Origin of the sequence: Actinomyces sp. ZJ308, from assembly GCF_011752065.1 — a bacterium.
Taxonomy (GTDB): domain Bacteria; phylum Actinomycetota; class Actinomycetes; order Actinomycetales; family Actinomycetaceae; genus Actinomyces.
In genome coordinates this window covers 17,446-31,554 of the sequence record NZ_JAAIJY010000025.1, presented here as the reverse complement: position 1 = coordinate 31,554, position 14,109 = coordinate 17,446, and the positions used below count along the sequence as shown (strand labels likewise).

Genomic DNA, 14,109 nt, shown 5'->3' with positions numbered 1-14,109 from the left:
CTATGACACCACGTTGCTCTTGGTCGGGTGCTCTTGCTGGGGAGCGGCCGGTTGGCTGGTTGTCTCAGTATCCGGCTTCGGAGTGGACGTACTGAGGTTGTTGGGGACGGAAGTTGTCGAGGATGCTGTGAACCTCTACTCCGTTGAGCTTGTCATCGTCGTCATTCAGCCTCTTCTCGATTGCGGTGATGACGTCCTGGTGCTCGGCCAGGATGGCCTTGTCTGCATTGATGGCGTAGGTGATGAGATCGCTAGGGGTGAGCGGGCCGGTGTAGCCGTCGGGACGCCAGTCCATGGCTACGAGTACCACTGCGCGTTTGAGGGCTGAGTCGATTTCGTCGAAGGAGTTGTAGGCCTGTCGGTTGTCGATGGCGTCCTGGGCTAGGCCGGCCAGGTCGACCTGGATGTGGTGCCAGCTCGCCGCGGCAAGTCCCGGGTGTGGAAGCGGGATGACCATTTTGGTGTGACGGTGTGTTTCGATGGACAGGACGCTTCCGCCGAGTGTCCAGGTGACGGCTGCATGGGCGGCCACCTGGCGGCGTGCCTGCTCGATACTGACGGTGTACTTGCTGCTGTGGGCTTCTTCCCAGATTGGGCTCAGGCGAGAGACGATGTCGTCGGTGGGCTCGGAGCCTTTGTGTGGCTGGACCAGTGCCCAGTGCAATAGGTCCAAGTCGATGGGCTCCTCAGACTTCTTGAAGACGTTGACTGCCTCCTTGAAGACGAGTGCGATGAGGACCCAGAGGGCGTAACCCGTTACGAGGCCGATCACCGTGAAGGACACGACGAGTGCTCGGTCGCCTGGGAATGCTGCTACGAATGCCTTAGCAAGAGAGATCAGATCGTCGAAGTACGCGAGGAGGATCCACACGAGGAGACCGACGGTGATGGCTCGACGAAGATCGCGGCGCCAGTTGATCATGGTTTCAGTTCCTTTCGGGTAGATGAGGTGTGTAAGAGTTTTGTACACGGGTTTTGGACATCAATACGGCGGCGTGTCGCAGGTGGCTTGGACGGTGTCCAAAATCGGTCACTTCTGGACGTTCTGTCCGATGATGTCGAAGATTGTGGTTTGTATCCCGATGGCTCCGTGATGGCCGGCTATGGCGCATGGGCACCGGCCGTCGTGCTGGATGCCGGCTTCCCAGAACTGCCAGCTCTCTGCGCCCCCGAGGGTGGGGACCTGCTCGTCGGCAGTGGTGATCCAGCCAGCGGGAACGTTGGCACGGTTGGCTGCCCATTGAGCGTTATTGGGATCGTCGTATGCGCAGTTTTCGTGACTGCCGGCCGAGCAATGGCCACACGGCCCGTATTCACAGGGACACATGGTCAGTACGGCTGGTACTGACTTGTAGGTCTTACGCATGACCGGGGTCCAGGCATGATCGCGCACCCATGCGGCTTCGGCGTCGTTCATGGTCTATCGCCTTCGTGCCTTTAGAACGGGGGCTCGTCATCGAAGGAGGTGGAGCCGCCCGTGGCCCATGGGTCGTCCGCGGCGCCGCCGGCGGGGGCGTTGTACCCGGACTGGCCCTGGCCGATGCCGCCACCGCCGTTGTAGCCGCCCTGCTGGGGGCCGCCTTGGTTGTATCCGCCCTGGTTGTTCTGGTTGCCGAAGCCGCCGCCCTGGGGGCCGCCCTGACCTCCGCCGAAGCCTCCCTGGCCGCCCCCGCGGGGCTGGCGGGTGACCTGGGCCTTGGCGTAGCGCAGTGAGGGGCCGATCTCATCGACCTGCATCTCCACCACCGTGCGGTTCTCGCCCTCACGGGTGGTGAAGGAGCGCTGGACCAGTCGGCCCTGGACGATGACGCGTGTGCCCTTGGTCAGCGACTCGGCCACGTTCTCCGCGGTGTCGCGCCAACTTGAGCAGGGCATGAACAAAGTTTCGGCGTTCTTCCACTCGCCGGTCTGGCGGTCGAAGGTGCGCGGTGTGGAGGCGACGGTGAAGGAGGCCACCGCTGCCCCGGAGGGCGTGAAGCGGAGCTCGGGGTCCTTGGTGAGGTTCCCGACGATGGTGATGATGGTGTCTCCGGCCATGATGGTTGGGTCCTTTCTTGTTACTGGTTGTGGTTGTTGAGATGTTGTTGTCGAGGATGTTCAGGACCTTGTCGGATAATTCGTTATGCTGCTTCTCCGATTCTTTGGCTGTGGTGAACTATCGTCGCGCTGCGGAGTTTGTGGTCGAGTACATCGACGGCAGTAAGGGTCTTCGTCAGCCAGTAGTCACCAGCTTCGACTCTCACCCTGATTTCAGTGGCGAACTTGCCGACTGCCTCCTGAAGGATGTTGGAGCGGTTCGTGTGGCCAGCGGCAATGAGCTCATTTACCGCAGCTTGAAGGAGCAGGACCTCATGAACGGTGATTCTCATGTTCTTCGCCCCTTACTTCAGGCCGCCGCCGAAATCGGAACGGGCTCGATGCGGATCTTCCCAGCGTCGAGGTGGCGCATAACGACCTGGACCTCGTCGAGGGTCTCCTGGAGGACCGTCTCTCCGTTCTCTATGCGGGAGCGGATCTTGTTGATGAATGCGGTTATTGCTTCCCTGAGGTGTGGGGGCTCAGGGGCTGGGGTGATGACGATGGTTCCTGTAGTGAGGTCGTCTTCAAGTTTCTCGACCTCGATAAGTACGCGCTGATACTCGCTGTTGCCTGCGGCCACGAGGGAGCGTAAGTAGTCGGCGTACTCGGTCGTGGCCTCCATCGTGAGTAATGACTGAAGAAATGTAGGGCACTGCACGGTCGTCTCCTGGGTTCGTAAAGAGAGGTGTTGATTGCCTTGATGACTAGGGGTGCTCGACGTCGGCGTCGAGGATGGGTGTACCTGGCTTGATGGGGTGGTGAGACGTCGGTGTCTCAGGGCACGACAGAGAGGCCTACGCGGCGAGACGCCACGTAGGCCTGTTGATGGGGTTCACCTGATCTTCGTCAGGGGTGGGAATGTGACCTCCGGAGCAGAAGGTCGCAGGTTCGAATCCTGTCCGGGGCACCACCCCCGAGCCCCCGTCGCCACCCGCGCCGGGGGCTCGAGTCTTCACTCGCTGGTACTGCACGAGGTCGGGGTGCTACTGGGGGAGGTCCGGGTGTACTCCACGAGGACCGGAGGCTCGTGCAGTGCGGTCAGCTCCCGGCCAGTACGACCCCGTCCTCGTGCAGTAGGTGCCCGGCTCGGTCTGCGACGCCGTCGGCCGTCACCGGACGGGACTGGGCGGGACGAACGGCGAGTGCCGGGAGCCGACGAGGCTCAGCCCAGGGTCTTCAGGGCGAGTGTGGGGACGTCGGTCATGATGGCGTCCACGTTGAGCTCGGCCAGCCGGCGCATCCTGGCGGGCTCGTCCACCGTCCACACGTGGACCTCCAGGTCGGCGGTGTGCGCGGAGGCGACGAAGCGCCGGGTGACCACCGGGACGCCGTGGTAGCTCTCGGGAACCTGGACGGCGTCGACCCTCCCCCGGCTCCAGCCCCAGCGGGTCTGCGGCAGTGGGACGGCCGCCTCGCTGCGCAGCATGAGCCCGAGCACGTCGCTGACGCCCAGGGAGGTCATGGCCCGGGGCTCCTGGCGGCGCAGCACGGCCAGCCGGCGGGCGGAGAAGGAGGCGAAGCGGACCCTCTCGAGGGCCTCGGCGTCGCGCACCGTCTGCAGGGCGGCCTGGACGACGCTGGAGTCCTTGAGGTCGACGTTGAACCTCATCGTCGGGTGGGCGCGCAGGGCGTCGTCGAGACGCACGAAGCCGCGGCCGTCACCGGAGTCGAGGTCGGCCAGCTCGGCCCACATGACCTCGCCGACGGTGCGGGGGTCGTTCGCGGTCCGGAGCAGGTCCTCGTCGTGGCTGAGGACGACGATGCCGTCGGCGGTCAGCCGTAGGTCGGTCTCCATCCACTCCAGCCCGAGCGCGGCCACGTGCTCGACGGCGCTCCAGGTGTTCTCAGGTACCTCGCGCCCCCCGCCGCGGTGCGCGATGACAGCAGGACGTCGTGTTCGTGACGCGGCAGGCGGCACAGTGGGTCTCCCTCAGCTGCAGTTGGTGGTGAGCTCGACGGCGCCGTGCTGCTTGAGCCAGCCCCACGGCTCCACGGTGGACTCGTCGGCGGAGTCGTCCTTGGTGCGCACCTCGAAGTGCAGGTGCGCACCGGAGGACCGGCCGGTGTTGCCCACGCCGGCGATCATCTGGCCGGCCGTGACGGTGTCGCCGGCCTTGACGTAGATGCCGTCCTCGTACATGTGGAGGTAGCTGGTGTACCAGACCTGACCGTCGATCTCGTGCTTGATGGTGACGGTTCCGGTGCCGTCCACCATGCCGGCGGTGGTGACGGTGCCGGCCGCGGCGGCGTAGATGGGGGTGCCCACCGGTGCAGCCATGTCCTGGCCGGCGTGAAGCTTCTGGATGCCGAGCGTGGGGTGGGTGCGGTATCCGTACTCCGAGGAGATCGTGTAGGTGTCCGGGAGCATGGGGTAGAACAGCTGCGGCTTGGAGCTGAAGGCGCTCGTGTCGCCGGAGGCGCCGGTGGCCGAGGAGCAGGTCTTGGCCGCGTTCTGGTAGGCCTCGCGGATCCTGGCCCGAGTGGCGGCGTCGGGGACGTTGGAGAGCTGGGTGTCGGAGTCATCATCCAGGTCATCGCTGCCGAGCACGGCGCTGGCCACGGATGACGGCTTCGTCCCGGCGGCGGCCGGGCTCTGGCTCTGCGAGGCGGTTCCGGCGTGCATCTTCATCGCGGCCGAGGCCAACGGCGTGTTGTCGAGGTGGCTGGACAACGGGGCGAGGACCGTGGCCACGGCCAGGGCCGACAGCACGGCGGTGCGTCCCAGGATCCCGGTTCCGGTGCGGCGCCGGGCGGGGCGCACGGGGGCGGGACCGGTCGAGGAGTCGCGGTGGGTGTCCGGTCTGGAGGCTGTGGAGACCCTGGCCGACGGCGCCGAGGCGGTCGCCTCATCCGAGGGCGTGACCTCAGCGGTCTCCGCCGATCCGGCCGTCTGAGTCTGCTGGGCGGCCTTGGCAGCGCGGATGGCCGTCTCATCGGCGAGCGGCACCCCGGCCTTACGAGCGGCCATGAGCCTGCGGACCTCGGGGACCTCAACGGTCTCGGCGCCGCGGAAGTCCGTGATCCGCCGCGAGAAGCGGATCTCATGAGGGACCTCGGGAGCCGACGGCGCCGCGGGAGCGGCCTCGACGGTCACCGCGGGCTCGGGCTGCGACGTCGTGGTGAAGGCGGTGGAGACGGCACCCGCCGCAGCGCTAGGAGCACTGGGAGCACTGTGATGGGTGGTGGAGGCGACGACGGGCTTGGCGGGGACGCTGGCGGGCGTTGCCGCGGAGGCGCGCATCCTACGACGGCTCTGCGAGCGGGAGGCGGTTCCGGAGGCAGCGGCCGCACCCGGACCGGCGGGGGCGGCGTGGCTGTGGGACTGCGCCGCGCTGGACGAGGCGGGGGAGGCGTCGCCGGCGGCCCACCACGGCGTGCTGCCGGCGGGCTGGGCGGCGGCCGGCTCAAGGCCGGAGGTGGACTCGGCCAGGGAGGCCGCGACCAGAGGCGACAGGGCCGACGGCGCCGCGGCCGAGGGCGTCGATGAGGCGGCGGGCTGCTCGGCGGCGTGGGAGCGGCGTCGACTGCGTCGGCCATCCGGCCGCGCCTCGGCCTGATGATGCTGGGCCTGCGGCACGTTGGCGACGGCGGGGCTCTCGCGTGTCTGCCGGGTGTCCTCGGAGACGTGGGCGGCGCGCAGGTCCTTGCGGGAGCGGCGGGTGGGGCGCTCCTCCCTCGGCGTCTGCGGGACGGCGGAGAAGGCGGAGGGGGCCGCCGGTGAGGGTTGCACCGCACCCGTTTCCACCGAGGGGCTCACCGATGAGGAAGGAGCGGCGGGCTCGGGCGCCGGGGGACGCGGATCCGCGGGCCGACCGGGCTGCTGGGCAGCGCCTTGGCGACGGCGGGCCATGCGGCTCATCGGTGCGACCAGCTGCTGGTCGCCCTGCCCGGTCTGCTCGACGGGCATTGGGCGCGTCGGGCCGGCGGCCGCGTGCGCCCCTGCTCGCGTGGGTGGCGCCGCAGCCGGAGGTGTCGCCTGGGCCGTGGGCCGCTGCGGGTGGTTCTGCTTCTGGGGGGCAACCGGAACGTCTGGGAGAGCGGAGGGACTCGGGGCGGTAACGGTGCTGGGAGCGGCACCGGTCTGGGAGCTGTGAGCGTGGAGGTCACGGCGCGAGCGACGGGTGGGGCCGGCGGCATGCGTGGTGTGGGCGGTGTGCGTCGTCGGCGTTGACGGCGGGTTGGCTCCGGCCTCCACCTCGGCGAGCTGGCGAGCGACTTCGGCAGCACGTTCCGCCTCGCGACGCTGGCGTCGACTCATGGGCTGCGGGGTCACGCGGGAAGCCTCCAGGTGGCTGGTGTCATGGGGAGTGTCGTCACTGCCGGCGATCCGGTGGTTGACGACTCGCTGGCTGCCGGGGCGACAGTCTCGGATTGTGCTCGGTTAAAACAGTAGCGGTCTCCTGTAGGTCTCGCCAGGAGAACCAGCACACCTTTGTGTGACCTGCACTTCTCAGACAATCCGCAAGGTTCCTCCTATGACACCAATGAAGAAGCAGAAATACGTGTCATACGAATGAATCGGCGTCAGACGGCCGACCCCGTCCAGGAGGCCGACCATCGGCGAGTGAGGCGGTCTGAGTTGTGGGTATCCACTGGCCATCGCCGGGAGATCACGATTTAATCACGGCGTTGGTGCTCCTCGCGCTGCATGGCGTCGTTGACCTCGCCGACGAGCTCTTCGAGGATGTCCTCCAGGAAGAGGACGCCGACGAACCGGCCCTGGGCGTTGCGCACGTGTCCGAGGTGGGCCCCCGAGCGCTGCATGGCCGCCAGGGCCTCCTCCACCTCATCGTCGTAGCCGACGGGCACGAGTGCGCGGGCCCGCCAGGCCGGGACCGGCTCGCTGCGGTCGGCGCCGTCGGCGTAGAGGATGTCCTTGAGATGCAGGTAGCCGGTGATGACGGGCTCCCTCTCGTCTCCTCCATCAGCGTCAGACCCCGACTCGGCGACGAGCGGGAAGCGGGAGAAGCCGGTGGAGGCCACGGCCCGCTCCACGTCCTCCGGGGTGCAGCCTTCGGGAAGGATGACGAGCTCGCTCAGGGGCACCATGACGCTGCCGGCGGTCTCCTCGGAGAACTCCAGGGCGCCGCTGAGCAGGCCGGTGGAGTCCTCCAGGACGCCCTCGGCGGTGGAGCGCTCGACGATGGAGGCGACCTCCTCGGCGTTGAAGGCCGCGGAGATCTCCTCCTTGGCCTCGATGCCCAGCGCCTTGAGGACCCCGTTGGCGAAGCCGTTGAGCCCGTTGACCACGGGGCTGAGGACGCGCGAGCACCACACCAGGGGCGGGGCGAGCCAGCGCACGGCCTTCTCCGGGGAGGAGATGGAGATGTTCTTGGGCACCATCTCCCCGGCGACGACGTGCAGGCCCACAACGATGACCAGGGCGATGACGACGGCGACGGCGTGGGAGCCGGCGTGCCCGACGCCGACAGCGGCCAGCAGCGGCTCGAGGGCGTGGGCGATGGCGGGTTCGGCGACCACGCCCAGGCCGGTGGAGCACAGGGTGACGCCGAGCTGGGCGGTGGCCAGCATGCGCGAGACGTTCTGGAGGGCCCACAGGGCGGTGGTGGCGCGGGCGTCGCCGGCCTCGGCCAGCGGCTCGAGCTGGCTGCGGCGCGAGGAGGTGACGGCGAACTCGGCGCCGACGAAGAAGGCGTTGCCGGCCAGGAGGATGACGGTGACCAGGAGGGCCAGGGGCGTGCTCATCGGTGCTGCCCCTCCTGCGTGCCCGGGATCGCGTCGGTGTCGGTGGGGCGCACGTGGAGGCGGGTGACGCGGCGTCCGTCCATGGCGTCGACGCTCAGGGAGGCGTGAGGCAGGTCGACGACGTCGCCGACGACGGGGATGCGGCCGAGCTCGGTCATGACCAGGCCGCCGAGGGTCTCGTAGGGGCCGTCGTCGGGCACCTGGATGCCGGCACGGGTGGCGAGCTCGTCGGGGCGCATCCAGCCGGGGACGACCCAGTGGCCGGAGGGGTCGAGGTGGGCGCCCGCGCGGCGGCGGTCGTGCTCGTCGGCGACGTCCCCGACGACCTCCTCGACGGCGTCCTCGAGGGTGACGACGCCGGCGGTGCCGCCGTACTCGTCGACGACGACGGCCATCTGGGAGCCCTGGGCGCGCAGCTCGACCAGCAGGTTGGCCAGCGGCATGGTCTCGGGCACGCGGGGTGCGGGCGTCATGAGGGAGGTGGAGGCCACGGGCACGTCGGCGCGCCGCTCGTAGGGGACGCCGATGGCGCGGCGCAGGTGGACGATGCCCAGGACGTCATCGACGTCAAGGCCGATGACGGGGAAGCGGGAGTGGCCGGTGGCTCGGGCCAGGCGCACCACGTCGTCGGCGCAGTCGTCGGCCTCGAGGGTGTAGAGGCGGCCGCGGTCGGTCATGACGTCGACGGCGGTGAGCTCGCCCAGGCCGATGGAGCGGGTGAGCAGGGTGGCGGTGGAGGCGTCGAGGGTGCCCTCCTCGGCGCTGTGGCGCACGAGGGAGGCGAGCTCGCCGGCGCTGCGGGCGCCGCTGAGCTCCTCGGCGGGCTCAATGCCCATGGCGTGCAGGACGGCGTTGGCGGCGTTGTTGAGCACGACGATGAGGGGCTTGAGCAGGGTGGTGAAGCCCATGAGGAAGGGGGCCACGAGGCCGGCGGCGCGCATGGGGTCGGCCAGGGTGGCGTTCTTGGGGATGAGCTCGCCCATGACCATGGAGAAGGCGTTGACAACGATGAGCGCGATGACGACCGCGGCGCCGGTGGCCACCGAGGCGGCCAGCCAGTGGCTCATGAGGTCGGTGAGCAGGTTGGCCAGGGCGGCCTGCATCGTGTAGCCCAGGAGCACGGTGGTCAGGGTGATGCCGACCTGGGCGCCGGACAGGAGGGTGGACAGGCGCCCCAGGGCGCGCTGGACGGTACCGGCGCGCTTGTCCCCGGCGGCGGCGCGGGTCTCGACGGTGGAGGGGTCGAGGGCCACCAGGGAGAACTCCCCGGCCACGAACAGGGCGGTGCCCACGGTGAGAACCACGCCGACGGCGATCATGAGCCAGTCGGTCATGCGAGCCCCTCCCCCACGCGGGGCGCGGCGTAGGAGCCGGAGGCGGGCCGGTCAGTGCGCCCAGTGAGCTCGGTCGACGAGTCGGGGTGGGGGTGGTCAGAGGCGGGCGAGGAGGCGCGGTGCGTGCGGGTGCGGCGCCTGCGGGCCCGGCGGGAAGCCGATCGCATAGTGACCGAACGGTACCACCGTCCCACTCCGGGGGCCGGTCATGCCCGGCCCCGCTACGCGTCACGGTCGGGACACGCATGTGTCCTTAGTCCCGCATTTGCTCGCCTGAGACGCTCTTCACCTCCTAGGATGTCCTACGAACACCGCCGTTCCTCCCCGGGGCCCACCCATGGCCCCCACCGCCGGGACGGCAGACTGACGAGTTCACCGAGGAGATCCGACGTGCCCACGCAGGACCAGACCAGCCCCGGCTTCGGCGCCAACGAGTGGATGGTGGAGGAGATGCGGGCCGCCTGGTCGGCGGACCCCTCCTCCGTGAGCCCGCAGTGGCGAGAGCTCTTCGAGACCGACCCGAGCGCCGGCCTGCGCCGGCCGAGCTCCACGGCCTCGAACGGGTACGGCAACGGTTTCGCGTCGTCGGCCCCCGGCGAGCCCCGCCGGGCCACCATCACACCCCAGGCCCCGGTCCCCCAGCGCCGGTCCTCCGCGGTCCAGGACGTCACCCGCTCGGACCTGCCCCCGGCCCCGCCGTCGGACACCGCTCCCCCGACCTCCCCCTACGCCCAGCGCCTGGCCGCCCACCACGTCCACGACCCGGAGGGCGACGCCTGCGACGACGGCGCCACCCGTCTCAAGGGCGCGGCCGCCCGCACCGCCAGGAACATGGACGACTCCCTGTCCATGCCCACGGCCACCTCCGCCCGCGCCGTCCCCGCCAAGGTCCTCATCGAGAACCGCGCCATCATCAACAGCCACCTGGCCCACACGCGCGGCGGCAAGGTCTCCTTCACCCACCTCATCGGCTGGGCGGTGGTGGAGTCCCTGTCCGAGATGCCCTCGATGAACGTCTCCTACGGCATCGACGAGGCCGGCAAGCCGGTCCTGCGCGAGCCCGCCCACGTGGCCTTCGGCCTGGCCATCGACGTTCCGGGTTCTGACGGCCAGCGCCGCCTCCTGGTGCCCTCCATCAAGCAGGCCGACCTCATGGACCTGTCCGGTTTCGTGGAGGCCTATGAGGCCCTCGTGGCCAAGGCCCGCGAGAACAAGCTGGACATCGACGACTTCCGCGGCACCACCGTGACCCTGACCAACCCCGGCATGATCGGCACCCTGCACTCGGTGCCGCGCCTCATGCCCGGCCAGGGGCTCATCGTGGGGGTCGGGAGCATGGACTACCCGGCCGCCTTCGCCGGCGCCAGTCCCGACACCCTGGCCCGCCAGGGCATCGGCAAGGTCGTGACCCTGACCTCCACCTACGACCACCGCGTCATCCAGGGCGCCGCCTCCGGCGAGTTCCTGCGCCTGGTGGAGCGCAAGCTGCTGGGCCTGGACGGCTTCTGGAACCGGTCCTTCGAGTCCCTGCGCATCCCGCTGGAGCCGGTCCAGTGGGTGCGCGACACCACCTACGACCCCGAGCTGGAGACCGGCAAGCCGGCGCGCGTGGCCGAGCTCATCCACGCCTTCCGCCAGCGCGGGCACCTGGCCGCCGACACCGACCCGCTCACCTACCGCCTGCGCCGCCACCCCGACCTGGACATCACCTCCTACGGGCTGAGCCTGTGGGACCTGGACCGCACCTTCCCCACCAGGGGCCTGGGCGGGCGCGACCGCGCCACCCTGCGCGAGATCCTCAAGATGCTGCACGACGCCTACTGCCGCACCGCGGGCGTGGAGTACATGCACATCCAGGACCCGGCCCAGCGCACCTGGTGGCAGGAGCGCCTCGAGCGCGACTGGGAGGACGTCGGCGACGAGGAGCGCCGTCGGATCCTCACCAAGCTGGAGCAGGCCGAGGCCTTCGAGACCTTCCTGCAGACCAAGTACGTGGGTCAGAAGCGCTTCAGCCTCGAGGGCGGGGAGTCCCTCATCGTGGCCCTGGACCGTCTGCTCGACGCCGCCGCCCACGACGGCCTCGACGAGGTCGTCATCGGCATGGCCCACCGCGGCCGGCTCAACGTGCTCACCAACATCGCCGGCAAGTCCTACGCCCAGGTCTTCGACGAGTTCGAGGGCAACGGCGTCATCGAGGGCGCCGGCACCGGGGACGTCAAGTACCACCTGGGCACCGAGGGCGTCTTCTCCGGGACCGACGGCGTGACCACCCGCGTGTCCCTGGCCGCCAACCCCTCCCACCTGGAGACGGTCGACGGCGTCGTCGAGGGCATCGTGCGCGCCAAGCAGGACCGCATCGGCCTGGGCGAGCGGGGCTACACGGTCATGCCGGTCCTCGTCCACGGCGACGCGGCCTTCGCCGGGCAGGGCGTGGTCTACGAGACCCTCAACATGAGCCAGCTGCCCGCCTACCGCACCGGCGGCACCGTCCACATCATCGTCAACAACCAGATCGGCTTCACCACCGGCTCGGCCTCGGCCCGCTCCACCACCTACGCCACCGACCTGGCCAAGGGCCTGCAGGTGCCGATCTTCCACGTCAACGCCGACGACCCCGAGACGGTGGCCCGCACGGCCCGCCACGCCTACGACTACCGGCGCACCTTCCACAAGGACGTCATCATCGACCTCATCTGCTACCGGCGCCGCGGGCACAACGAGGGCGACGACCCCTCGATGACCCAGCCGCTCATGTACCGGCTCATCGACTCCCTGGACTCCACCCGCGGGGTGTACACCGCCGCCCTCGTGGGGCGCGGCGACATCACGCCCGAGGAGGCCCACGAGATCGCCGAGAGCTACCAGGACGAGCTCGAGCGGATCTTCACCGAGGCCCGCGTCCAGGTCACCGGGGGCAACGGCTCCGATGGCGCCGACGGCGCGGCCTCCTCAGGAACCGACGCCTCCACCCAGGACCTGTCCGACCCCACGAAGGTGGGCGTGCCCCGCTCCTCCCTGGAGGTCCCCTCCTCCCAGCTGGCGGGCAGCGGCATGATGATCGGCTGGACCTCGGCCGTGGCCCGCGACGTCGTCGAGCGCATCGGGGACGCCCAGGTCGCCTGGCCCGAGTCCTTCACCGTCCACCCCAAGCTCCAGACCATGCTCGCCAGGCGCCGCGAGGCCACCCGCGCCGGCGGCATCGACTGGGGCCTGGGCGAGCTCATCGCCCTGGGGAGCCTGCTCATGGAGGGCGTGCCGATCCGCCTGGCCGGTGAGGACGCGCGCCGCGCCACCTTCGCCCAGCGCCACGCCGTCCTGCACGATCACGCCTCCGGTCAGGAGTGGACGCCGCTGAGCTTCCTCACCCCGGACCAGGCGCCCCTGGAGATCTACGACTCGCTGCTCAGCGAGTACGCCGCCCTGGCCTTCGAGTACGGCTACTCGGTGGAGCGGCCCGAGGGTCTGACGATGTGGGAGGCCCAGTTCGGCGACTTCGCCAACGGCGCCCAGTCCGTCATCGACGAGTACGTCACCTCCGCCGCCCAGAAGTGGGGGCAGCGCTCCGGCCTGGTCATGCTCCTGCCCCACGGCCAGGAGGGACAGGGACCGGACCACTCCTCGGCGCGCATCGAGCGCTACCTGCAGATGTGCGCCCAGGACAACATGCTGGTGGCTCAGCCCTCCACACCCGCCAGCTACTTCCACCTGCTGCGCGAGCACGCCTACCACCGCCCGCGCCGCCCTCTCATCGTCTTCACCCCCAAGCAGCTGCTGCGACTGAAGGCCGCCTGCTCGCCGGTGGAGGACTTCACCTCCGGCACCTTCCAGCCGGTCATCGGCGAGGTCGACGACGCCGTCCTGGCGGCTGCGGCGGGTCAGGGCGTGGACCGGGTGCTGCTGTGCTCGGGGCGCGTCTACTACGACCTGCTGGCCCACCGCGCCAAGACCGGGGACACGAGCACGGCCATCGTCCGCCTCGAGCAGCTCTACCCGCTGGAGACCGAGGCTATCGCCGAGGCGCTGGCGCCCTTCAGCGGTGCCGAGCTCGTGTGGGTGCAGGACGAGCCGGCCAACCAGGGCATGTGGCCCTACCTGGCGCTCCACCTGCCGAGCGACCTGACCGGAGGCGTGCTGCCCACACTGGTCTCCCGCCCTGAGGCCGCCGCCCCGGCCGTGGGAACCGCCGGCGTCCACCGCGCCCAGCAGGAGGAGATCATCCACCAGGCCTTCGCCCGAGACTGAGAGCATGCTGGTCATCCCCGGTCAACCCCGCCGAAATGCCGTCAGCCTCCCGCGCCACAGCGCAAGGTCACGATAATGTCAAGGCAGCATGAGGGATCATGAGGCATGAGGAGGCGCTGCCATGCGTGAGACGAGGCTGAGCTTCATCGGTGACGAGCTGGTGGCCGGTCATGGTGACGGGCGCGCCCTGGGATGGACGGGCCGGGTCATGGCCCGCACGCCCCGGGACGCCGACATCCTGTGGACCTCACTGGCGGTCCCCGGGGAGACGACGGCGCAGATGTCCGACCGCTGGGGGCCGGAGGTGGCCCGCCGCTCCACGCACACCGGGATCAACCGGCTCGTCGTAGGACTGGGCGTGGCCGATGTGCTCGCCGGCATCTCCTACGCCCGCTCCCGCCTGGCCCTGGCCAATATCCTCGACACGGCCGCCTCGGACCACCGCGAGTGCTTCGTCGTCGGGCCCCCGCCCCTGCCCGAGGCCGATCCCGACGCCACCGCCCAACTGTCCCAGGCCGCCGAGGAGGTGTGCCTGCGCCGCAACGTGCCCTACGTGGACGCCTTCGAGCCGCTGCGCAACCACGAGCAGTGGACGGCCGACGTCGCCGCCGCCGGCGGCACGCACCCGGGCCAGGCCGGCTACGGGCTGCTGGCCTGGCTGGTGCTGCACCGCGGCTGGTACGAGTGGCTCGGCGTCGAGCGCCCCGAGTCCTGAGGGCCCGGGACGCCGCAGCCAGCCGGCCTGGCC

12 protein-coding genes are annotated in these 14,109 nt (G+C 69.7%); 2 read left to right on the top strand and 10 right to left on the bottom strand.

Going from position 1 to position 14,109, the window contains the following annotated elements; translation table 11 throughout:
- Positions 1 to 64 precede the first annotated feature (64 nt).
- The 10 genes from HCR68_RS10685 to HCR68_RS10640 form a co-directional block, all read right to left on the bottom strand.
- Positions 65 to 922, bottom strand: coding sequence for a hypothetical protein (locus HCR68_RS10685; protein ID WP_167149331.1), 858 nt, complete (start codon positions 920 to 922; stop codon positions 65 to 67).
- Between the two features lie 108 nt (positions 923 to 1,030).
- A complete protein-coding gene (locus HCR68_RS10680) occupies positions 1,031 to 1,417 on the bottom strand; it encodes a DUF6248 family natural product biosynthesis protein (RefSeq protein ID WP_167149329.1) in 387 nt (128 codons plus the stop codon).
- A 20-nt stretch (positions 1,418 to 1,437) separates the two neighbouring features.
- Positions 1,438 to 2,037 (bottom strand): single-stranded DNA-binding protein, encoded by a 600-nt coding sequence (locus HCR68_RS10675; protein WP_167149327.1) that lies wholly within the window; start codon positions 2,035 to 2,037, stop codon positions 1,438 to 1,440.
- 83 nt (positions 2,038 to 2,120) lie between these two features.
- Positions 2,121 to 2,369 (bottom strand): hypothetical protein, encoded by a 249-nt coding sequence (locus HCR68_RS10670; protein ID WP_076251292.1) that lies wholly within the window; start codon positions 2,367 to 2,369, stop codon positions 2,121 to 2,123.
- A gap of 17 nt (positions 2,370 to 2,386) precedes the next feature.
- Positions 2,387 to 2,701 (bottom strand): hypothetical protein, encoded by a 315-nt coding sequence (locus HCR68_RS10665; protein ID WP_143227115.1) that lies wholly within the window; start codon positions 2,699 to 2,701, stop codon positions 2,387 to 2,389.
- A gap of 540 nt (positions 2,702 to 3,241) precedes the next feature.
- Positions 3,242 to 3,997 (bottom strand): glycerophosphodiester phosphodiesterase, encoded by a 756-nt coding sequence (locus HCR68_RS10660; RefSeq protein ID WP_167149325.1) that lies wholly within the window; start codon positions 3,995 to 3,997, stop codon positions 3,242 to 3,244.
- Positions 3,998 to 4,009: 12 nt separating this feature from the next.
- Positions 4,010 to 6,352: a M23 family metallopeptidase gene (locus HCR68_RS14465; RefSeq protein ID WP_208320585.1), complete on the bottom strand. Its 2,343-nt coding sequence runs from the start codon at positions 6,350 to 6,352 to the stop codon at positions 4,010 to 4,012.
- A 344-nt stretch (positions 6,353 to 6,696) separates the two neighbouring features.
- Entirely contained in the window at positions 6,697 to 7,785 is a 1,089-nt protein-coding gene (locus HCR68_RS10650; protein WP_167149323.1) for a hemolysin family protein, read from the bottom strand.
- A complete protein-coding gene (locus HCR68_RS10645) occupies positions 7,782 to 9,119 on the bottom strand; it encodes a hemolysin family protein (RefSeq protein WP_167149321.1) in 1,338 nt (445 codons plus the stop codon). The genes HCR68_RS10650 and HCR68_RS10645 overlap by 4 nt, the downstream gene beginning before the upstream one ends.
- Positions 9,116 to 9,286 (bottom strand): hypothetical protein, encoded by a 171-nt coding sequence (locus HCR68_RS10640; protein WP_167149319.1) that lies wholly within the window; start codon positions 9,284 to 9,286, stop codon positions 9,116 to 9,118. The genes HCR68_RS10645 and HCR68_RS10640 overlap by 4 nt, the downstream gene beginning before the upstream one ends.
- Before the next feature lie 223 nt (positions 9,287 to 9,509).
- Here HCR68_RS10640 and HCR68_RS10635 point away from each other — a divergent pair, with 223 nt between their 5' ends.
- Positions 9,510 to 13,361 carry a multifunctional oxoglutarate decarboxylase/oxoglutarate dehydrogenase thiamine pyrophosphate-binding subunit/dihydrolipoyllysine-residue succinyltransferase subunit gene (locus tag HCR68_RS10635; protein ID WP_167149317.1) on the top strand — a complete coding sequence of 1,284 codons (3,852 nt, stop codon included), beginning with the start codon at positions 9,510 to 9,512 and terminating at the stop codon, positions 13,359 to 13,361.
- A gap of 121 nt (positions 13,362 to 13,482) precedes the next feature.
- Entirely contained in the window at positions 13,483 to 14,076 is a 594-nt protein-coding gene (locus HCR68_RS10630) for a GDSL-type esterase/lipase family protein (protein WP_003785741.1), read from the top strand.
- The last annotated feature ends 33 nt before the right edge of the window (positions 14,077 to 14,109 follow it).